At 42.3% G+C, this 21,691-nt stretch carries 21 protein-coding genes; 11 read left to right on the forward strand and 10 right to left on the reverse strand.

The genetic code is table 11. The features are described from left to right. Positions 1–26 precede the first annotated feature (26 nt). The 3 genes from ACFQZS_RS15045 to ACFQZS_RS15055 all read right to left on the reverse strand — a co-directional run bounded on the left by ACFQZS_RS15045 (position 27) and on the right by ACFQZS_RS15055 (position 3,195). A complete protein-coding gene (locus tag ACFQZS_RS15045; protein WP_377101676.1) occupies positions 27–1,337 on the reverse strand; it encodes a hypothetical protein in 1,311 nt (436 codons plus the stop codon). A gap of 14 nt (positions 1,338–1,351) precedes the next feature. Further along, a complete protein-coding gene (locus tag ACFQZS_RS15050; protein WP_377101677.1) occupies positions 1,352–2,611 on the reverse strand; it encodes a hypothetical protein in 1,260 nt (419 codons plus the stop codon). Between the two features lie 62 nt (positions 2,612–2,673). Next, positions 2,674–3,195 (reverse strand): NADPH-dependent FMN reductase, encoded by a 522-nt coding sequence (locus ACFQZS_RS15055; RefSeq protein ID WP_377101679.1) that lies wholly within the window; start codon positions 3,193–3,195, stop codon positions 2,674–2,676. A 317-nt stretch (positions 3,196–3,512) separates the two neighbouring features. On the opposite strand from ACFQZS_RS15055, the gene ACFQZS_RS15060 reads away from it, so the two are divergent. The 7 genes from ACFQZS_RS15060 to ACFQZS_RS15090 all read left to right on the forward strand — a co-directional run bounded on the left by ACFQZS_RS15060 (position 3,513) and on the right by ACFQZS_RS15090 (position 9,674). Further along, positions 3,513–4,316, forward strand: coding sequence for a ParA family protein (locus tag ACFQZS_RS15060; RefSeq protein WP_377101681.1), 804 nt, complete (start codon positions 3,513–3,515; stop codon positions 4,314–4,316). Positions 4,317–4,318: 2 nt separating this feature from the next. After that, positions 4,319–5,230 (forward strand): ParB/RepB/Spo0J family partition protein, encoded by a 912-nt coding sequence (locus ACFQZS_RS15065; protein ID WP_377101683.1) that lies wholly within the window; start codon positions 4,319–4,321, stop codon positions 5,228–5,230. 43 nt (positions 5,231–5,273) lie between these two features. Further along, complete coding sequence (locus ACFQZS_RS15070; RefSeq protein ID WP_377101684.1) at positions 5,274–5,915, forward strand: DUF5683 domain-containing protein; 642 nt, start codon at positions 5,274–5,276, stop codon at positions 5,913–5,915. Between the two features lie 44 nt (positions 5,916–5,959). Further along, positions 5,960–6,718, forward strand: a complete 759-nt coding sequence (gene dapB / locus ACFQZS_RS15075) for a 4-hydroxy-tetrahydrodipicolinate reductase (protein ID WP_377101686.1) — start codon at positions 5,960–5,962, stop codon at positions 6,716–6,718. Positions 6,719–6,741: 23 nt separating this feature from the next. Continuing rightward, positions 6,742–7,857, forward strand: a complete 1,116-nt coding sequence (lepB, locus tag ACFQZS_RS15080) for a signal peptidase I (protein WP_377101688.1) — start codon at positions 6,742–6,744, stop codon at positions 7,855–7,857. Positions 7,858–8,209: 352 nt separating this feature from the next. Continuing rightward, the gene (locus ACFQZS_RS15085; protein ID WP_377101690.1) at positions 8,210–9,040 is read left to right on the forward strand and encodes an ankyrin repeat domain-containing protein; all 831 of its coding nucleotides are present in this window, start codon (positions 8,210–8,212) and stop codon (positions 9,038–9,040) included. A 370-nt stretch (positions 9,041–9,410) separates the two neighbouring features. Next, positions 9,411–9,674 carry a CPCC family cysteine-rich protein gene (locus tag ACFQZS_RS15090; protein WP_377101692.1) on the forward strand — a complete coding sequence of 88 codons (264 nt, stop codon included), beginning with the start codon at positions 9,411–9,413 and terminating at the stop codon, positions 9,672–9,674. A gap of 119 nt (positions 9,675–9,793) precedes the next feature. On the opposite strand, the gene ACFQZS_RS15095 is transcribed toward ACFQZS_RS15090, so the two are convergent. From ACFQZS_RS15095 to truB, 3 genes are all read right to left on the reverse strand, one after another. Next, positions 9,794–10,837, reverse strand: coding sequence for a DUF2157 domain-containing protein (locus ACFQZS_RS15095; protein WP_377101694.1), 1,044 nt, complete (start codon positions 10,835–10,837; stop codon positions 9,794–9,796). 391 nt (positions 10,838–11,228) lie between these two features. Beyond that, positions 11,229–12,158 carry a bifunctional riboflavin kinase/FAD synthetase gene (locus ACFQZS_RS15100; RefSeq protein WP_377101697.1) on the reverse strand — a complete coding sequence of 310 codons (930 nt, stop codon included), beginning with the start codon at positions 12,156–12,158 and terminating at the stop codon, positions 11,229–11,231. A 129-nt stretch (positions 12,159–12,287) separates the two neighbouring features. Next, complete coding sequence (gene truB / locus ACFQZS_RS15105) at positions 12,288–13,004, reverse strand: tRNA pseudouridine(55) synthase TruB (RefSeq protein WP_377101698.1); 717 nt, start codon at positions 13,002–13,004, stop codon at positions 12,288–12,290. A 310-nt stretch (positions 13,005–13,314) separates the two neighbouring features. Between truB and ACFQZS_RS15110 the strand changes: the two genes are divergently transcribed. Further along, positions 13,315–13,911, forward strand: coding sequence for a TetR/AcrR family transcriptional regulator (locus tag ACFQZS_RS15110; RefSeq protein WP_377101701.1), 597 nt, complete (start codon positions 13,315–13,317; stop codon positions 13,909–13,911). A gap of 66 nt (positions 13,912–13,977) precedes the next feature. Next, positions 13,978–14,706: an SDR family oxidoreductase gene (locus tag ACFQZS_RS15115; RefSeq protein WP_377101703.1), complete on the forward strand. Its 729-nt coding sequence runs from the start codon at positions 13,978–13,980 to the stop codon at positions 14,704–14,706. A gap of 97 nt (positions 14,707–14,803) precedes the next feature. Here ACFQZS_RS15115 and ACFQZS_RS15120 read toward each other — a convergent pair whose 3' ends face one another. From ACFQZS_RS15120 to ACFQZS_RS15130, 3 genes are all read right to left on the reverse strand, one after another. Beyond that, complete coding sequence (locus tag ACFQZS_RS15120) at positions 14,804–15,487, reverse strand: helix-turn-helix transcriptional regulator (protein ID WP_377101705.1); 684 nt, start codon at positions 15,485–15,487, stop codon at positions 14,804–14,806. Between the two features lie 471 nt (positions 15,488–15,958). Continuing rightward, positions 15,959–16,624, reverse strand: a complete 666-nt coding sequence (locus ACFQZS_RS15125; protein WP_377101708.1) for a DNA alkylation repair protein — start codon at positions 16,622–16,624, stop codon at positions 15,959–15,961. A gap of 1 nt (position 16,625) precedes the next feature. Further along, on the reverse strand, positions 16,626–18,011 hold the full coding sequence (locus ACFQZS_RS15130) for a glycoside hydrolase family 28 protein (RefSeq protein ID WP_377101711.1): 1,386 nt from the start codon (positions 18,009–18,011) through the stop codon (positions 16,626–16,628). A 123-nt stretch (positions 18,012–18,134) separates the two neighbouring features. On the opposite strand from ACFQZS_RS15130, the gene ACFQZS_RS15135 reads away from it, so the two are divergent. Together ACFQZS_RS15135 and ACFQZS_RS15140 are read left to right on the forward strand one after the other, a co-directional pair. Beyond that, positions 18,135–19,022, forward strand: coding sequence for a dienelactone hydrolase family protein (locus tag ACFQZS_RS15135; protein ID WP_377101713.1), 888 nt, complete (start codon positions 18,135–18,137; stop codon positions 19,020–19,022). A gap of 179 nt (positions 19,023–19,201) precedes the next feature. Next, the gene (locus ACFQZS_RS15140; RefSeq protein WP_377101715.1) at positions 19,202–20,452 is read left to right on the forward strand and encodes a carboxypeptidase-like regulatory domain-containing protein; all 1,251 of its coding nucleotides are present in this window, start codon (positions 19,202–19,204) and stop codon (positions 20,450–20,452) included. Between the two features lie 86 nt (positions 20,453–20,538). On the opposite strand, the gene ACFQZS_RS15145 is transcribed toward ACFQZS_RS15140, so the two are convergent. After that, complete coding sequence (locus ACFQZS_RS15145; protein WP_377101717.1) at positions 20,539–21,627, reverse strand: glycoside hydrolase family 43 protein; 1,089 nt, start codon at positions 21,625–21,627, stop codon at positions 20,539–20,541. Positions 21,628–21,691: the final 64 nt, after the last annotated feature.

Raw genomic sequence — 21,691 nt, forward strand, 5'->3', positions numbered from 1 at the left:
TTATAGCATTGCTATCATTTTAAACTTTATTTTGTACCAAAGTGATAGTTTAAACCTAATTTAAATGTTGACAAACTTGCTGAAAGGGATGTATTATTTAAAATTTCTGCAGGTGCATTATAACCCACATATATCTCTGCAATATTTGGCAACACAAGCCCCGCTTTAAACGTAGGGGTTAAATATAGCCCCCTGAATTGTAATTGCACTTCATTTCTTTTGTTCAAAGCATTGTTTTCGTAAAAATCTAAATAATAATAACTATTGCTGTAAGATAGTTTGTTGAATTGCGCACCACCGGCTAAATAAAACTTAAGCTTATTATTATTAACTAAGTTATAAATAACCTGTGGGTTTAAAGATATATTTAATTGGTTTGCATTAAATGTTTCCTTAACGTTAAAAACCCGTATGGCATCAACAAAAGGGTGCTCATTAAAACCGGTTATTTTATTAATGCCAACAGCCAATTCAAACCGGAAAATTAATTTCCCCGAATTTCGGTTGAAATAATAATCCAGCCCACCTGTAAAAGATGGCCCGACTGATTGTGTTTTCACGCCTGCAGAAAACATATCGGCGTTTGAGTTTCTACTAGTGCTGCTAAAAGTTGTCTGGTTAAAATTGGCGGCAGCACCAACAAAAAATTTTATCTCTTCGCGTTTTGCTATCGCTATTTTGGGCACCTCATTTAAACCGTTAATGGCAGCGATGATTTTCTGCATTTCGTTTGTTTGGTAGCTCGCCCGCTGAATTCTATTGGCCAGCGTTGCATTACCAGGTTGATATTTATCAGCAATAATTTTCAATTGTTCCTGATAAACTTTTCTTTCTACTATGCTGCTGCTATTTGAATTATCGCGGTACACATACCACTCCAATTCGGTTGGATTGGCGTTTGCTTCAGCAATAAAAAAACGATTCTTAATAACATCATTGTAACCATACAGCGTTACTTTTGATCCGGCTATTATTGTTCTTAAAAAAATGGTATCCGTAATCTTTGTTGTATTAACGCCATTGCTAAGGTTGGCCAAATCTACGGCTCCCTGGGTAATGGGGCCAACGTATCTTTTATAATGATCAATCAGATCAACACCAAAAGCTGTTAGTTTAGCTGTTGAATATTGCCGCGCTACAGGCTGTTCTGTTGTTTTAAACGATATCTCGCGTGGGTTTTGGTTCCATTCCCGGTAGTCAACAAAACCTTTTGCGGTATCGCCATTTAATGTTACAATATAGCCGGGCTTAAAATTACTTTGCGCAAATAGTTGTGCCGAAACGAACGTAAACAATAAAAGTGTTAGCAGAGATTTAACTTGTGTACATGGATTCATAAAAAACACTTTTATTATTTATTGCTAAAAAAATAATTTACACCCAGGCTGTAAGTGGTTGATTGTAAACTGTATTTTGCCGGGCCAAGTAGTCTACCTGGTAAAGAATAGCCTCCGAAAAATTGAAATTTAACGGTGGTTACACCTATTCTGGTCGCAATTGGCATTCCACCATTTTTTAGTCCCACACCGATTGGTCCTTGCGAAGTACTGGTAATTTTGTTGTTTTCAATACCTCTGAGTACACTAACCTTGTTTGAGTAAAAGGAATAAAACCAGCTTGGACCTGCAGCTAAAAAGAACTTGAGCTTCTCACCTCTATACACATTGTACACCAATAGAGGCGTTAAATTTAAATTAAATGCTGAATATGAAAATTCCTGTTCGTAGTTAGTGGGGGCAACAAAAGAGTAGAAGATATACTTGGCGCGCGATGTCCAGGCGTTCAGCTCCAGCCTTAAAAATAATTTGGGTACCTGCTTATTAGATAAAATGTCCATTCCCAAATTTAGCTGAGGCGAATAAGACCACTGCTTACCCATGGGTTGGTACAAAGATCCTACAAAATGTACTTCATTGGCACTTAAGCCTAAGCCCGCAAAATAGCGAATAGACGACCGTTTAGGTTCAATATACTTGACAGCCGCGGTGCCATTAATTTTTGCAATGATAGTTTTAAAATCCTGCTCACCGTAAAAAACCTCCTGTATTTGTCTGCTTAAATTAGCGTTACCTGTTTGATAAATGGCTGCCAGCCGCTGTAATTGCTGCCTGAAGGTTTCTACCTCAATAATTTTGCTATTACCTGTAGGGCCCATATATTTATATCGCAAAAGTTCTACCGGAGCAGCAGTTCCTTCGGCTATGTAACAACGGTTTTTAAAGAAGTCTTCATAAACAAATAAGCTTACCTTTTCTCCGGTAACTATCGTTCTTAAAAACACCTTTTGTATAATTACAGATGAATCAATATTATTAGTCAGATCGCTTACAGCGAGCGTATTCTGACTTAACGATACAGTTAAAGCCCGGTAATTTTCGTAACTGTCAATACCAAATGCGTTAATATCATTAACCCCATAACTTTTTTCATCACCGCCCGGGGCTTTAAAAGTAACATGAGTAGGATTACGGTGTCCCCACTGTTTGTAATCTATAAAACCTTTGGTGGTATCGCCATTAAGTGTAACAACATATCCGGGTTTAAAATTGGTTTGCGCCCGCAGATTAAAACAAATTGCGGTGATAAGGAATAAAGAGAAAAAGTACTTCATAATTGCGATTAGGGTGACGCAAATATAAAATAATAACTAAGTTTTAAGTAAATGGAGCAGCCTTAAAATCTAATAAACTTGTCTATCTGCTCATTAGTAAACTTCAATGTATCTTCTTTAAACAGATCGCCGTTTTCGTTAAACTCGGGTCTTATATTGGGGATATGCAGTTTTAACGGCATAACGTTTAAATGCATATAATGGCAAACACCGGTAAAATGGTCAATGCCACGTATATTACCATACTTGCCTGATGACAGGCCCACCAGCGCCGCTTTTTTCTCATAAAAACTCTGCGGGAACGCGCAAACATCAATAAAAAACTTAAGTATACCGGGGAAGCTGCCATTATACTCAGGTATTATAAAAATGAATTTTTGGGTAGCAGCAACCCGCTCTTGTATCTGTTCAAATGCAGGGTTTGCTTTACCGTACATAACGGTTTCAATCAGGTTTCCCGGCAGTTCAGTCATTGAAAGTATATCCGCCTCCACGCCTTTTTCAAGCAATTGCCTTTGATAGTATAAAGCCAGCTTTTGTGTTGAGCTGCCCGGGCGGTTAGTGGATGATATGATGGTGATCATTGTTTTAATGAGTGAACGTCTTTTTAATGAGTGAATGAGTGAGTTAGTGGATGAGTGAATTGGCGGGTTAGCGATTTCATGGTTACAGCCTCCTAAACATCTGTACTAAAACCAAAAGAAAAAATCACTCATTCACTCATTCAGTCATTCACTCATTACATTCAAATATGTTTGTAAATTGCCAAAACCTGTGGATTTTGCGTTGGTATAAATCCGTATCTTAGCGCCTGCTTAAAAAAAGTTTTTCCGAAGGTAGAAATTTATATTGCTACTTTTCGTTGTTATAACCACAGTTTACACAAATTTGAACATCTGTAATGAGTAAAATTATTGCTTTAGCCAACCAGAAAGGCGGGGTGGGTAAAACCACATCATCTATTAATCTGGCGGCAAGCCTGGCTGTATTAGAGTATAAAACATTGCTGGTTGATGCTGATCCGCAGGCCAACTCAACATCAGGAATAGGGTTTGACCCGCGCAATGTAAAAAACAGCATTTACGAGTGCATAATCAATCAGGTTGAGGCGCGTAAGGCCATCATTAAAACCGAAACACCCAACCTTGATCTGTTGCCCGCGCACATAGATCTGGTTGGTGCCGAAATTGAAATGATAAACCTGGAAAACCGCGAGTTTAAAATGCGTGAGGTTTTTGCACAGATAAGGGATGATTATGATTTTATAATTATTGATTGTTCGCCATCATTAGGCCTTATTACGGTTAACGCGTTAACAGCCGCAGATTCTGTTATTATCCCGGTACAATGCGAGTATTTTGCGTTAGAAGGTTTGGGTAAATTATTAAACACCGTAAAAATTGTACAAAACCGCTTAAACACCGCTTTAGAAATTGAAGGCATACTATTAACCATGTATGATGTAAGGCTGCGCCTATCCAACCAAGTGGTTGAAGAGGTGCGCTCGCATTTTGAAGACATGGTGTTTGAAACTATAATACAACGCAACACCCGCTTAAGCGAAGCACCAAGCTTTGGCCTGTCGGTTATTATGCACGATGCAAACTCAAAAGGAGCTATTAACTACCTTAACCTGGCCCGCGAAATATTGCGCAAAAACGGCCTTGTAAAAGATGCAGTACAGCACACAACCGAAACCGTATAACAATGAGTGCAGAAAAAAGAAGAGCATTAGGTAAAGGCTTAAGCGCGTTGTTAAATGATAGCGAAGATGTGCTGCCTTATAAAAGAAATAATAACCCTACTAACGCGGAGCCGGAAGTAAGCAGCCCGGGGTCAGTAAATGAGATAAAGCTGGATGAAATTGAGGTTAACCCGTTTCAGCCACGTACCGATTTTGATGAGATAGCCTTAGGCGAACTGGCAGACTCAATAAAACTGCAGGGACTTATACAGCCCATAACCGTTAGGCGTGTTAACGCGCACAGCTACCAGCTAATATCAGGCGAGCGCAGGTTGCGGGCATCAAAAATTGCCGGGCTTAAAAGTATACCTGCCTACGTACGTACCGCCAACGACCAGCAAATGCTGGAGATGGCACTGATAGAAAATATTCAACGCGAAAACCTAAACGCTATTGAGGTTGCGTTAAGCTTTCAGCGCATGTTAGATGAGTGCAGTCTTAAACAGGAAGAACTCGGCGATCGCGTTAGCAAAAACAGATCAACCGTAAATAACTACCTGCGTTTGTTAAAACTGCCGCCGGCTATTCAGGCTGCTATACGCGATGGTGGCATAAGCATGGGCCATGCCCGCGCTTTGATAACTATTGACGACCCGGCACAGCAACTTTATATATTTAAACAAATACTACAACAGGGCTTATCTGTTAGAAAGGTAGAAGAAATTGTACGCGATCTGCAAAGATCAAAAGTGAAGAAGGAAGGCAAGCAGCCCGAGCCGATGTCATTTCAGGTACAAAAGATACAGGACGACCTTGCATCAAAATTTAGCTCTAAAGTAAGGTTAAAAATAAATTCGCAGGGCAATGGAAGTATAGAAATACCGTTCTTGTCAGAAGAAGATCTTAACCGCATTCTTGAAATGCTTGACTGGTAAAATGCAGAAAACGGTTTTAACGTTTTTAATATTATTTTGTGTAATGGGTGCGGCATGGGCTCAGAGGCCGGATTTTAGCGCGCCTAAAACCAGGGCCGACAGCGTTAAGGCCCGGCAGGATTCTATCAAATCAAAAATTTTTGCGCCAAGCATTGTTGATGAGAAAGTATATCACCCCGATAGCACACACAGCCCCAAAAAAGCTGTTTTGCACTCATTAATGGTGCCCGGCTGGGGCCAGGCTTATAACCGCAAATGGTGGAAAGTTCCTATTGCTTACGGCGGTTTGGGCCTTATAGGCTGGATGTATGCGTTCAATCAGGAAAACTATTCTCAAAACCTTACTATAGCGCAATACCGCAAGCGCGGCTACGTGCCCAATCCTAACGACGCCGAATATCAGCTATATCAGCAATATGCGCAATATGGTTATTCTGATGCCACTATTAACGAAGCTGTAAGAGGCTACCGCCGTTACAGGGATTTGAGTGTATTGCTTTTTGTGGGCATGTGGGGCATACAGGTTATTGATGCCTACATTGATGCCAAGTTTATCCATTCGTATTCTATGGATAACAACCTGTCATTCAAGGTATCGCCGCAACTGCTCACACAACCAATGTATGCTTATGGTTTTGCCAGTGCTTATGTTCCGGGTTTAAAAGTTACCTTTACCCTCAAATAAAAATAAACCTTCTTTCTTTTTACATATAAAAAGATCAACACAAAATGAAAATTGCATTATTAGGCTACGGTAAAATGGGTAAGATCATAGAAAAGATCGCTATGGACCGTAAGCACGAAATTGTTTTAAAAATAGACCAGGATAATATAAGCGACTTAACCGCAGACAACCTGCAAAAGGCTGATGTTGCCATAGAGTTTAGTACCCCGCATACCGCTTTAACCAATATAACGGAATGCCTTAATGCAGGTGTTCCGGTTGTGGTAGGCACAACGGGCTGGCATGATAGTTTGCCGGCCATAAAACAGCGTTGCGAAAATGAGGGCCTTGCATTTATATATGGCACTAACTTTAGCGTTGGCGTTAACATATTCTTCCATGTAAATAAAATGCTGGCCAAAATAATGAACGGTTACAGCTATTATGATGTACAGGTAGAAGAGATCCATCATACCCAAAAACTGGACTCGCCGAGTGGTACCGCTATTACCATTGCCGAGGGTATTATTGATAATCTTGACGCTAAAAAACAATGGATAAACGTGTTAACTGCCGAGGGCTTAGAAGGAACAGACAATGCAACTGCCGATGAACTACTGATAGAATCATACCGTATTGATAGTGTTCCGGGTACCCATACCGTTATTTATGACTCCGAAGTAGATTCTATCGAATTTAAACATACCGCCCACAACCGCAATGGCTTTGCTTTAGGCGCTGTTATGGCTGCAGAATGGATACAAAATAAAAAAGGGTTTTATTCTGTAGAAGATATGTTTGATTTTACCCTAAATAATAAATAACATTGACAGATATTTAAAACAAAATGAACTGGAAATTCTGGAACAGAAAAAAAACTAAAACTGCCGATAAAAAGAAGAAAAGTGCTACCCGCGAGTGGACAGACGCTATCATCTTTGCCGTTATAGCCGCTACTTTAATACGCACCTTTTTTATAGAGGCCTACACTATCCCTACGCCATCAATGGAACGCTCATTGTTAGTGGGCGATTTTTTGTTTGTAAGTAAGTTAAATTATGGCCCGCGTACACCCATGACGCCTATAGCGTTTCCGTTTGCACACCATACCATGCCCCTTATTAATACCAAGGCTTACTGGGATGGCTGGGAATTGGGTTACCACCGTTTACCGGGACTGAGCGAAGTAAAACGCCAGGACGTGGTAGTGTTTAACTACCCCATGGAAGCCGACTCGCCTTATCTGCGCCCGGTTGATAAACGCGAAAACTACATTAAACGTTGCATAGGTATTGCCGGCGATACGGTAAAACTGATTGACGCGCAGGTATATGTTAATGGCAAAGCCATTGAAAATAAGCCGGGCCAGCAGATAGATTATGACGTTACTACAAGCGGTGTTGATATTAACCCCGAGGTGCTGCGCGATCTGCATGTTTCTAACTACGAAGGAAACCCGTATTATACCATGACAGCCGAGGCTGCAAACACTATAAAAGGGTACTCAAACGTAACTTCTATAAAGCCCCGGATACAGCCTAAAAATGGTGGCGATCTGGGTGTTTTTCCTATAGATCTGAGATACAAGGATCATAGGTTTGGCTGGAATGTTGACAATTTTGGCCCTATCATTATCCCTAAAAAAGGCTGGACGGTTAAGTTAGATAGTTTAACCCTGCCCATTTACCGCCGCGCTATTACGGTTTATGAGGGTAACACCTTAAAAGAAACCGGCAGCGATATATTGATAAACGGTAAAAAAACCGACAGCTATACCTTTAAAATGGATTATTACTGGATGATGGGCGATAACCGTCACGATTCGCTCGACTCGCGTTTCTGGGGTTTTGTTCCCGAAGATCATATTGTAGGTAAAGCCCTTTTCATTTGGATGAGTTGGGATAGCGATGCATCTTTCTTTAGCAAAATACGCTGGAGCAGATTATTTAGAGGAATAAATTAAGCGTTTTATAATATTTTGTAATTGCGAGGCACGAAGCAATCGCACGGAGAAAGCCGCCGTAAATAGTCCGCGATTGCTTCGTACCTCGCAATGACAATTTTATTTTCAGCCCTACGGTTTACCGCAGGGCTTTTTTGTGTACCTCTTTAGTTCGGGATTATAAATCTGCCTATCCAAGCGTGGGGCTTGGTACCAACCATTTTAAGCGTCCCGCTTAAAATTTAACCAATTAACTGTAACATGGATTATGAAATTTAATATATTTAAGCGTCCCGCTTAAATATTAATGCGTCCAAGCTTGTAACTTGGACGGACGAAGTGCCTGCTGTTATTAGTTATATGAAACATTAACATGAGCTACAGAACAAGAAACTTACTAATGGTGTTGCTACTTCCTGTATTGTTTGGTAGTTGCTCCGAAAACAAAAAGAATCTATCTGGTCTAGACATTGAACTATTTCAGGAAACGCCGGTTTGGGATTTAGCTAAAGCCGTTCGTGATGAAAATGTTGATGAGATTAAGCGAATCTTAATGTATAGGAAGGTTAAAGTCGATTACCAAGAGCCAACATTCGGAGAATCGCTGTTGCTTTGGGCGGTATGGTCTAACCATTATAAGTCAGCGAAAGCTTTATTAGAAGGTGGGGCCAATCCTAACTTGCCAGACCATCAAGACGGGAAAACCCCTTTTATTTTCTCAGCAGAAAAGTTTGAGACGTCAGACTATTTAAAACTTCTTTTAACGCACGGTGGCAATATAAACTTTGTTACTACGAATGACAGCACTAATATGTATACCACACCTTTGGTTACAGCATCATATCATCGATTAGAAAGTGTTAAGTTGCTTGTTGATGCAGGTGCTGATATTAATTACGTTGATAAGGGATTCAGATCACCGTTATCGGCGGCATTTACCTTTAAGAAGGTAGAGATAATTCGCTATTTATTAATTGATAAAGGAGCTCAATATGATATACCTATGGGTGAGACGGTGGATGGCAAGCCCTTGACTATTGCAAATCATTTAAGAACGTTAGTGTTTCCACTTGACTCAAAGCAATATAAAGTTAAGATGGAAATAGTGAAATACTTAAAGACGAAAGGCATAGACTACTTTAAAACACCTATTCCTAGACACTATCACAAAAACTATAATAAAGACTTCTTAGAACGCTATTAATGTTGCAGTAAGTGCGCCCCGTTAGTCCGGATTTATAATTAGTCGTGTTCGAAAGATTGGTTACCATCAAAACTCCTTCCTTGGGAAAGGGCGGGGTGGGCTGTGAAATGGCGGGTAGGGGTTTTACGCAAACTTAAAACAGCTATTTACCCCTTCCTCCTCCTTCCCCAAGGAAGGAATCGCACAGCCCACCGCTTGTCTTAAATCTTTCGAACACGACTAATTTATAATCCCGGACTCAATAGCCGCGGATTTGCAATCCGCGTAGAAATTCTTACGTTTATTAGAAAGTTTTTGTCTACGATTAAATTCACATTCTTCAGAAGGTTATCAGAACCCAGCAAATAGTGGGTAGAACAGGTATCAAAATATGGACAATAAAAATAATTACGGAAGGAAGCAGTGTGCGTGCTGCGGTCATTACACAATCACAGAAATAAAGGAAACGTGTCCTGTTTGCTTTTGGGAGGAAGATTCTTATCAGGAGAAATATATTGATGATAGTGGGGGGCCGAATAACGTTTCCCTACGGCAAGCTGTAGCAAACTATAAAAAAATGCGTGTTATAGAAGAACGTTTTGTAAATGATGTCCGACCACCTCAACAAGATGAATTGGGTAGTGTCTCAAAATAGCCACTTTTTTATAAATACCTGTTAGTCCGGATTTATAATCCCGGACTCAATAGCCGCGGATTTGCAATCCGCGTAGAAATTCTTACAGCGTACCGCGAGACTTTCTGCTTCAATAATTATCAGTCGGTTCTTTTCAAATTCCAGATCTTCTCTGCCTTGCGGCCTATCAGCCAGAACGAGGCCGCCAGGATGGCGAAGAACAGCGTTTTATTGATGTTATCCCAAAAATACTCAACGTATTTGGTGTAGATAAACAGGATGAGGAAGGTTATACCAAATTCGCGGGCAATGGTATCATTACGCTTTAAACCGTAGAGTAAAAATACTCCGGCCACAACGGCGGATATAATGCCCCAATAAAAAAAGCTGATCTGTTTTACATTGTACCACTTATCCAGGTTACCGTAATTGCCAAAAATGCTTAGCATCCATAAAGAAAGAAAAAGATAAAGCAGACCTACCACATAAGTGTGCTCCCAGAAATAAGCAAACCATTTTCTGTTACGCAGCAACTGGCAGGTACCCACCAGTACTAAACCAAACATTACGAAGCGCAGCGGGTAGTTCATACCTAAAAAGTAGTCTGCCCAGCGGGTTTGATAGCCCGTTTCGGTGCCGAACCAACTGCCTAAGGATACCAGCGCGAACAACCAGATAAGTTTAGATTGCATGCGCCATGCTAAAAAGCCGTACACAAAAACGGATGCGAAGAATAGCAATGAATAATGACCCGAGCCGTTATCGAACGTTTTGCCCAGGTAGGCAATGCAGCAGGCCGTAAACAATACGCCTGTAAAAACCACGGCCTCATTGCTGAAAACCTTTTCGGGATACAATTTCTCGCGCCTGCGCCCCAGGAAAAAAAGAGCTGCTGCAGCTACACCCGAAATTATACTGATAATAATATCCGGTGTGTAATAAAGGCTTTTCATCCACTTTACAACAGCATCATTAACTATCAGAAAAGTAAACGACACGCCGCCGCAAACAAGCGCTATCCAAAATGAATATTTGGCCAGCCGCATCCAGTCAAAACCCTTAATCTCTAAAGTTGAGCGAAGCTCATCTGCTTTGTCGGCATGGAGTAGTCCGTCTTTTTCCCAATGCTTTATGGCATCCTTTAAAAACTCATGCTCCTGCTTGTCAATTTTAAGTTTGGTCATAGGTTGTCGCGGTGTATGTTACGAACGCAACCACAAGATAAAAGGTTTTTATGAAGAGAAAATGAAAAATTGCCCGGTGATTTATTAACATGGCACCGTCACTGGTGCAAGTCGATCTTTTTGTCATTGCAAGGTACGAAGCAATCGCACGGAGAAAAGCCGCAGTGCATAGTTCGCGATTGCTTCGTACCTCGCAATGACAACTTTTCTCTCTGAACTATCAAAGGATTAGCATATGTATAGATCTCTCACTGTCGTTCGAGATGACAATTGGGGTGGGATGGGCCACGAAGGCTGCGGCGGGTGTTTGAGCCACAGGATTAGCATATGTATAGATCTCTCACTCTCGTTCGAGATGACAATTAGATTGTGTACGTTGACAAACTATCAACTATGACCCAAAATAAGCAAGTATCTCTTCCTTATCCTGTGCAATGCGTGCCTTTAGTTCATCCAGGCCGTTAAGCTTCATATCGCCACGCACAAAATGATGAAACTCCATGCGGATAGGTTGTTTATAGATCTCCTCATCAAAATCAAACAGGTTCACTTCAATATTGCGGGTGCTGCCGTTAACTGTGGGGCGGGTGCCTATGTAGGCCATGCCTGTATGCGTTTGGTCTTTAACCAAAACCTTTACCGCGAAAATACCGTCGCCTGGTATCAGTTTATATTTCTCTTCAATGGCGATGTTGGCTGTAGGAAAACCTATCTGCGTACCAATCCTATCGCCCCGCATTACCTTGCCGGTTAAAAAGAAGGGGTATCCCAAACACGCATTGGCCAACTCAAAATTGCCTTCCTTAAGCGCTTCGCGTATGCGGGTAGAGCTTACCGCCACATCATCAATATCCTGTTCTGGTATCTCTATCACTTCATAACCAAACACTGGGGACAGTTTAAGCAGATCGGCCAGGCCGCCTTTTCTGTCTTTACCAAAATGATGGTCGTAACCTATCACTATCTTTCGTGTGCCTATCTTATTTACCAGCACATCGCGGATATAGTCCTCGGGTGTTTGGTTAGAAAAATCGCGCGAAAATGGTGTTATTATCAAATGATCTACACCCAATTGCTCCAACAGTTCGGCCTTTTCATTAATGGTGCTGATCAGTTTGATGCTTTCATCTTCCGGATGCAATATCATCCGCGGATGCGGAAAAAAAGTAAGAATAACCGTTTCGCCACCCGACGCCTGCGCCAGCTCTTTTATTTGCGCAATAATTTTGCGATGTCCCACATGTACCCCATCAAATGTACCAATGGTAACCACCGCGTTATTTACGGGCTTAAATTCGTCTATATTGTGGTAGATCTTCATTTAAATTTCGGATTTCGAATGTTCAATTTCGAATTTTGAATATCCGGAAACAGCAATTCAGTAATTTTTCATTTCGGGTGTGTGATTTCGGATTTTTTACTTTTTTATAATCACTCATTCAAAAATCACTCATTCACTCATTAATTTCTGCTCCCTTATAAAACTCACCAGGTCCGTTACTTCCCAGGCGTTATCAATATGGAAGCTGCCGCTGCGGGTACGTGTTAATTTTGACAGATATGCGCCATTGTTAAGCGCCTTACCAAAATCATTAACTAACGACCGTATATAGGTTCCCTTGCTGCACACCACCCTGAAATCAACTTCGGGTAATTCAATTCTTGTTATCTCAAACTCAGTGATAGTTACGTTGCGCAGGCGCAGTTCTACCTCTTCGCCGCGGCGGGCCTTTTCGTACAGGCGCTCGCCGTCAACTTTTATCGCCGAATGGGCGGGTGGATATTGCTGTATATCGCCCATAAACTGCGCACAGGCATTACGTATGGCATCGCTGCTAAGGTTGCTTATATCAAAAGTTTGGTCAACCTCTGTCTCCATATCGTATGATGGCGTGGTGGCACCGAGCACCAGCGTACCGGTATACTCTTTCTCCTCTGCCTGGAACGTATCTATCTGCTTGGTCATTTTGCCGGTGCAGATAATAAGTAATCCGGTAGCCAGCGGATCAAGCGTACCCGCATGGCCCACTTTTAACTTAAGCGGTTTAAACGAGTTACGCAACTTGCCCACTACATCAAAGCTGGTCCATTTATAAGGTTTGTTTACCAGCAGTAGTTCGCCTGCGGCAAAATCATAAACCTTTGTTGGTGTTTCTATCTCGTTCACGCGGCAAAGATAGTGATTAGTTAATTAGTGACCAGAGATTAGGCCCTTCCGGGCTTCAAATTAGAAAGTTCAAGATTGGTTACCATCAAAACTCCTTCCCCGGGGAAGGGTGCGACTGGCTGTGAAGTGGCGGGAAGGGGTTAATAAAGAGGCTAAACCCCTCCCTACACCCTCCCAAGGGAGGGAATCGCACAATCCACCGCTTCCTTTAATCTTTCTAACACTACTATCTTAAAATCCTATAAATCTTAGTTTATACAAATGACAATAAAAAGACACACAATAATATACCGATTGGTATATTTGTACCATGAATAAGGAATTATCCAAAGCAGAACGCACCCGCCAGTTTATTATTGAAGCCACCGCACCGGTTTTCAATAAAAAGGGTTATGCGGGTACTTCCCTATCAGACCTTACCGAAGCAACAGGCCTTACTAAGGGGAGCATTTACGGTAATTTTGAAAATAAAGAAGAAGTTGCCCTGGCCGTTTTTGATTTTAATACCTGCCGCGTTACGGACATGGTAGAACGCGAAATGGCAGCTGCAAATACCTATTACGAAAAGTTGATGGTATACACCCGCGTTTATAACGACGAACGTTTGGCTGCGCACGGAGGATGCGCGGTTTTGAATACCGCGGTTGAGGCAGACGATACCAACGAGGCGTTAAAAATTAAAGCGGCGCAAGCCATACTGAAATGGGAAAAAAAGATAGTGACTTTGATAAACGGCGGTAAAGCAACAGGCGAATTTAAAGCAGATGTTAACGCCGGCGAAAATGCCTTAGCCATTATAGCTTTAATTGAGGGCGGCGTGATGATATCTAAAGTAACCAACAGCAGTAACAATTTGCAAAAAGTATTAAACACGATTGAGCTTTTGATTAACCAGATGAAGAAATAAAAAAATTTAACATAAAATATACCGATTGGTATAAAATATTCACAATAATTTAAAATAACAAACATCATGAACATTAACAACAAAACAGTGCTGGTAACCGGTGGAGGATCTGGCATTGGTTTAGCAATTGCACAACAATTAAGCGAAAGAAATAACAAAGTGATAATAACCGGCAGACGAGCCGAAACATTACAGGCAGCAGCGGCCGGATTAAAAAATGTAACCGCCATTGCTGCAGATGTTACCAATGAGGACGATATTAAACGTTTGATTGCTACCATACAAGCCGATTTTGGCGGATTAGACATTTTGATAAACAACGCCGGATTCGCACACTATTATAGTATAGACGCTGATTCGAATACCTATAAAAAAGGGCTTGAAGAATTTAACACTAATTTCTTTTCTATCCTTAACCTTACAGAACAATTGCTGCCAACCCTTCAAAAATCAGCTGAGGCTGCGGTGGTAAATGTTTCGTCTATATTGGCTTTGGTACCGCGTTCAACTATCCCAACTTACTCTGCAAGCAAAGCCGCTTTGCACTCTTATACACAATCGTTAAGGTTTGCACTTAAAGATACCTCGGTTAAAGTTTTTGAACTGATGCCGCCACTGGTTAATACTGATTTTTCTAAAGAGATTGGTGGAGAGAACGGCATTCCCCCAAGCCAGGTGGCGGCTGATCTGATCAATGCTTTTGAAAACGATAGCTATGAGATACATGTGGGCAATACCGCGCACATTTATGCCTTATCAGACAGCGACAGGTTTAATGCAATAAACGCTGCATAAGGGCTAAATTACATAATGTACTTTGTGTGTTCGCGGTGGTTTTATCGGTTAATAGTTAGCCAGGCAATTGCCGTTAGAATATACAAAGTGCCTTATTTTAAATCAGATCAAATGCCCTTGCATACTGGCTCAGTTCAAAAAAGGATGTCGTATCCAGTTTCTTCCTGATGTTCTTTCGATGCGTTTCAACGGTAGCCATGGCAATAAACATTTCGTCGGCTGTTTCCTGGGCACTTTTGCCTAATGCTAAATGCTTTAACACTTCGTGCTCACGCTTACTCAATTTTGCAAACTGTTGAAGATTGCGTCGCAGAAAATTATTTTCTTCCAGCAAACGTTCTGCCTTTGCAGTCATATGATGCATCGAGTCTATGGGGAGGGCTATAGTGATAGCTAACAGGGGTTTCCCCTCTTCGTCGCGCAGTAAAACCATGGTGCTGGCCATGTGCCAGTTCCAGTCGGTATGCTTATCAAAACGCACTTGCTGAAATTGAGTACATAGCTCATCGGCTATGTTACGTTCCATTAAACTAAGTATCTTGGGTACATAATCCTTTGAATCCTCTGTATTAAAATAGCGTGAGTAATACTGTTCTGATGTGAGGCTGGTAAGTTCTTCAAGCGTTACATTCAATTGCGCCAGGCCCCTGGGCGACATCCACGCCACGCTCCAGTCGCGCAGATCATGGATTATAATTACGCCCGGCAATTTAGTGGCAACGGTGGCAATTTCTGTAATGCATTGTGTTATAAGGCTTTCGGCGGATATTTTATTTGTCATTTATAATGCGTGGTAACAGTGCATTATAACTATTATTACCCGCTTTTAGATATTGATATTGCAAACTTTACAATTATCTCGTGGGGCAGGGACAACAGTATCTTTTTAGTTAAAATACCCATAATCAGGTATTGATGCACCGTGTTTATTTGCCTTGCTTTGTGTTACAGTTTACTAAGAACTAGTCTTTAACGCTTTCGGGGGGAAGCTGTTGAACCTAACCATTATCAAGGCCCGGCTAAACCCGGGCCTTACATTTTTTTAGGATATTCCTGGTTTTTTGAACCGAGGGTGGCACAAAAATCTCATTTTTTTTATCATGCTGTAAACCAACTATTTACACTGACACCACAGCTAATGTCCCTGACGAATAAGTAGCTTCGCTTTGTTCCATAAAAAATCACAAACCACTTACCGTCAAACACTTATTAAAATGACTGTTCCGGTGTGTTCCGCTTGTTCCGGAACAGTTTAGCCCTGCCTCCTCACCATCTCATTGATCCATATCGGCGCAAAGGGTGAGGTACAACCTTTTGATGTAGGGTAATCGCGGTAAATACCCAGCCGCTCTCCTACCTGCAACGCACGTTCACGTAACTCGGGGTGATGAATACCGGTATAGGCAAGGGCGAAGTTCATGGTCCACTGTGTTTCGGGTGGCGCGGTGGGCATTTCGGCTTCAATACGGTCAAGCAACGCGGGTATGTCCAGGCCCTCGGCGCTGCGGGCTATACGGCCGGCGGTAAGGCTCCAACCGGCACGGGCAGCCATGGGGTGGTCGCTTTTCATCCATAACAGGCGTAATTGCTCCCTATCAGCATGTTCTTTGAGGATGTACGAGCTGAACCAATCGGCCACATGGTTAAATTGCTCTGAGCGTACCATGTCATCAATCTCCTCAACTGACAATTTCTTAGGCTCAATGATCAGCACCGCCAGAAAGCGGGCCTCTATATTGCCCGTTGCCCATAACTCTTTAGCCAGTTGGTGGTTGGTTTTGATGGATTTGGCCAGCGCCCGGATATCGCCCATCTTTACACCGAACTGATCGTCGCGGGCGCCTTGCTTTTTGTTAATGGCACGCACTTTTTCGTTGCCGAGTGATTCCAGTTTTTCAAGTATCTCTGTAACTGTCATATTATTTTATGTTTATTGCCGTTGCTATCGTACCGTTAATTTTAACATTATCAAAGGCCATATTAGCCACATGGTCAACCTCTACCGGTATTTTTACCCCGCGGATATTGCTGTTAACCACTCGTAAATTCTGCACCGGCGACTCGGGGTAGGCATGTACAAACACACCAAAGTTACCGCCTTTTTCAACATCCAGGTTCTCCACCCAAATGTTGCGTATGGTGGGCATAAAGTTACCGGGCGTTTCATAAAACATGTTAAAAGACAGGGCGGCATCTTTATAGGTACCTACTTTAGTGTCCTTCATAAAAACATTCTCAATGATACCTCCACGTGATGAGCTGGTTTTAAGGCGCAGCACCCTGTCCAGATCTTTGGAGTCCATGATGTTGTTAATGGCATAGATATTACGCGCACCTCCGGCAATTTCGCTGCCTATGCTTACGCCGCCGTGCCCGTCTTTCATCATACAGTTCTCTATAATATGATTTTCGGCCGGGCGGGCAACACGCCGCCCATCCTCGTCCCTGCCCGATTTTATGGCAATACAATCATCGCCGGTATCAAACAGGCAATTCCTTATCAATACATTTTTGCATGATTCCGGGTCGCAGCCATCGTTATTGGGGCCGTGAGATATCACCTTAACGTTTTCAACAATAATATTCTCAGACAACAGCGGATGGATGATCCACATAGGCGAGTTGGTTATTTTAACATCCGCTATACGGATGTTCCTGCTGTTTTTAAACTGAATAAAATTTGGCCGCAGGAAACTACCATCGCCAAAAACACGCGTTTTAGGGTCGGTTTTCTGGTGCATGTAATCATGTAGTTTGTTGCGTGCCGTAACCTGGTTAATGGCCGGGCCGCCATAAACCCAGTTCCACCAGTGCTCCCTATCGGCATTACCATCCAGCGTTCCGTTACCTGTAATTGCTATATTGGTTTCGCCATCGGCATAGATCAGCGCCGAGTAGTTCATGCACTCCATTCCCTCCCAGCGGGTAGCCACAATGGGATAATCTTTTGTATCCCTGCTAAAAATAATTTTCGCGCTATCTGCAAGGTGCAGGTTTACATTACTTTTTAGGTAGATGGCCCCTGTTAACCAGGTACCAACAGGAACAATAACCCTGCCGCCGCCTGCCCTGCTGCAAGCATCAATGGCCGCATTAATTGCTTTTGTATTATTGGCCATGCCCCCACTAACCGCCCCATATTTTGTTATCAGGTAATCGGTTTTTTTGAACGCCGGTGCTTTTATCAGGCTACGCAGCGTCTTTATCTCGGCCAGAGGCTCGGCGCTGCTTTTCCATACTTTGCCCTGCGCTACAGCCGAAACTGCAAACAGCAGACACGCTGCTCCAATTAATAATGCCTTCATCAAAATTGTATTTTAAATAGTTAAAGATAACATTCGGGAACGTTGCCGCGATAATTATATAATTAGCAATAATTTAAATAAGTCTTATCATCAATTTACTAAATTTGAACAAAGCCTTTAATTATGAGTGAAATAAACAAAGAAGATATTAAACAGGAAGTGTTTGACCTGTATGATGATTACGCGCACAACCGGTTAGACAGGCGCGATTTTATGGAGAAACTATCATTGTATGCGGTAGGCGGCCTAACGGTTACATCGCTAATGAGTTTTTTAATGCCTGATTATAAGGGTAACATCCAGATAAAAAACGACGATGCCCGCCTAAAATCTGAATTCATCAACTATCCATCGCCAAAAGGTGGTGGTACTATAAAAGCCTTATTATCCAAACCCGTTGATGCAAAGGGAAAGCTGGGTGGTATACTGGTAGTACACGAAAACCGGGGACTAAATCCTTACATTGAAGATGTAGGCAGAAGAGCCGCACTTGCAGGGTTTATTTCTATTGCGCCGGATGCGCTTTCTCCATTGGGAGGCTATCCGGGTAATGACGACGAAGGCCGCACCATGCAAGCCAAGCGCAACCCAAAAGAAATGGAAGAGGATTTTATAGCCGCTTATGAGTATCTGAAAAACCATAAAGATTGTAATGGCAAGGTAGGTGTGGTAGGTTTCTGCTACGGCGGCGGCATATCGAACACATTAGCAGTTCGGGTGCCTGATCTGGCCGCTGCTGTACCGTTTTATGGTGGTCAGCCCGCTGCTGCTGACGTACCTAAAATAAAAGCGCCCCTAATGATCCACAACGCATCATTAGACACCCGTATAATGGCCGGTGCGCCTGCTTACGAGGCTGCATTAAAAGAGAACGGCAAAAAGTACCAGGCCTTCGTTTATGAAGGTGCCAATCACGGCTTTCATAACGACACTACGCCGCGCTATGATAAGGCAGCGGCAGAACTGGCCTGGACGCGTACCATTGATTTCTTTAAACAGAACTTAAAATAAGCTATCCCACTACACCGTATACAGCCCCGGCATCACCAGATGCCGGGGTTTTGTTTTTTCTGGCAAAACGGGTGGTCGTTATAGTGACTCATGTGGTCGCTTAAATGCTGTGCATGGTCTACATTAATTTGTTTATCAGGTACTTTTAGTCAACTTAGCATTGAATTAATATTGTTGCCATGAATAAATCCATTTTTTATCCTTTTGTACTACTTCTGCTGCTGGTTTCTTTATTCAACTCTGCATCGGCGCAGCAGCGTATCATCATCAGCGGTAAGGTAACTATCGACCAAACAGATCAACCCATAAGCCGGGCCAGTATCAGCATAAATAACAAAGGCATAGGCACCGGCACTAATGATGCAGGGCAATATATCCTTCTTATTCCGCAAGCCAACCTTAACGATACTTTAAGCATTAGCTGCATTGGCTTTGATAGCAAGCGCATACCGGTAGCCGGCCTAAAAAACGAGCAGGTACTGAACATCGCCCTTGCAAAAAGCACCATCGAACTAATGGAGGTAACCATTACGCATTATGATGCGGTAAAGATCCTGCAAAAAGCCATAGCCCGCATTCCAGAAAACAATATAAACCAGCCGCACCTGTTACGCGGATTTTACCGCATGTATACTTCTAAAAAGGATGCGCCATTGCAGCTATCAGAAGCTGTTTTTGACGTTTTCAACTTTGGCTATGGCGATAAACGCGCAGACCTTTTCAGATTGATAAAGGCCCGGAACGAAAAGAATACGCGCGATTTCAGTTCCCTTGAATTTGGGCAAAAACCTAATACCATTTTTGAGCAGGATATAGTGAACCACCTGCCTGCATGTGGCTTTTTAAATGAAGAAGGGCTGGAGCGGCACGAGTATGAAATTGATGGCGTAGTTGACATTAACGGACGCGACGCTTTTGAATTGGTATTTAAAGAAAAACGCGGTCAAACAAAAGATACCTACCGCGGGGTTATGTATATTGATACAAAAACCTACGCATTTATATCTTTTGACTATAGCTTAAGCCCGGGCGCGTTACAAACACCCGCCAAGAACAATTTTATTCTGAAATCAATTATAGGAATAGGCGGCGTTGGCCTTAACATGACAGGCGACCGTATGCAGATCAATTATCAAAAGGTGGACAACAAGTGGGTACTGGCTTCGGTAGAAGGTACAGATACTATTAAGGTTAACGGACCATCGCCCAAAGATAATTTTACCGCGCAAATAAAATTCAACTATCAAATAACTACAGTTGATACGAAGGAAAGTCCGTTTGAATCAACAATGGGCCGCAACGAAAGTATTAATAACTACAAAAGCAGCGGCGGCGAGCGGTTTTGGAAAGATTATAACATTCTGTTGTCAGACTATAATGTGGATGATATTTTAAAACAAATACAAACCATCAACAAAGAAAAATCTTAATAAACCTATCATAATGAGCCGGTAACGGCAAAAAAAATAGCGCCCCGGCCAATCGGGGCGCTATTTTTTGTATGGTTAAATATCAATTATGGTTTTATTAACGCAATACTGCCATCGGCATTGTGCGTTAAGGCAGTAACCTTAATGTTTCTTAAATGGGTTTTGCCTGATAGTTGGGTATCATGATAGAAAATGTACCATTTACCTTTCCACTCAATAATGGAGTGGTGGGTTGTCCAGCCTTCAACAGGCTCCATAAACTTACCTCCGTAAGTGAATGGGCCCATTGGCTTATCACCAATAGCATAGCACAAAAAGTGGGTATCGCCGGTAGAGTACGTTAAATAGTATTTGCCATTGTATTTATGCATCCATGATCCTTCAAAGAAACGGCGGTCGTGGTCTTTACCTAACAGGGGCTTGCCGTCTTTATCTAAAATAACAGCATCCTCTACCTTACCGTCAAAGCTCTTCATGTCTTTGCTCATTTTAACTACGCGGCAATTGATAGCAGCTTCATCAGGTTTTTCCAAATCGGTTTTTGATTCATTGATCTTTTTACCGTCTTTCCAACGCTGCAGCTGGCCGCCCCAAATACCACCAAAGTACATGTAGCTGGTGCCATCGTCATCAGTAAATACGGCAGGGTCAATACTGTAGCTACCTGCAATTGGTTGTGGTTCCGCTTTAAACGGCCCTTCGGGCGTTTTTGAAGTAGCCACACCTATCTTAAATATGTCTTGCTTATCCTTAACAGGGAAATACAAATAGTAAGTACCATCCTTAAAAGCCGCGTCGGGCGCCCAAAGCTGGCGGCCTGCCCACGGAATATCTTTAACTGCCAAACCAACACCATGGTCGGTAACCTTACCATCATTTACATCGTCCATTGATAAAATATGATAGTCATTCATAGCGAAGTGATCGCCATTGTCATTCTGAGGTATACCAGCCTCAATATCATGCGATGGGTAGATGTAGATCTTGCCGTTAAAAACATGTGCTGATGGATCGGCGGTAAAGATGTCGCGGATAAGGGGCTCAGCTAAATACTTTTTCCCTGTGTCCTGCGCAGCTACTTTTGGAGAATCTGCTGCTTCTTTTTTTTCTTGCCCCTGGCAGGCGGCAAGAGCCAGCATTAGCGCGAATGCCGACAGTTTAAACGCTTTATTCATTTTAGTTAAATTGGTTTTAGAATGGTTGGGTTAAATGGGTCGCGTTGCTAACGCGTTTGTTACA

The sequence above is a fragment of the Mucilaginibacter calamicampi genome (genome assembly GCF_042676765.1).
Taxonomy (GTDB): Bacteria; Bacteroidota; Bacteroidia; order Sphingobacteriales; family Sphingobacteriaceae; genus Mucilaginibacter; species Mucilaginibacter calamicampi.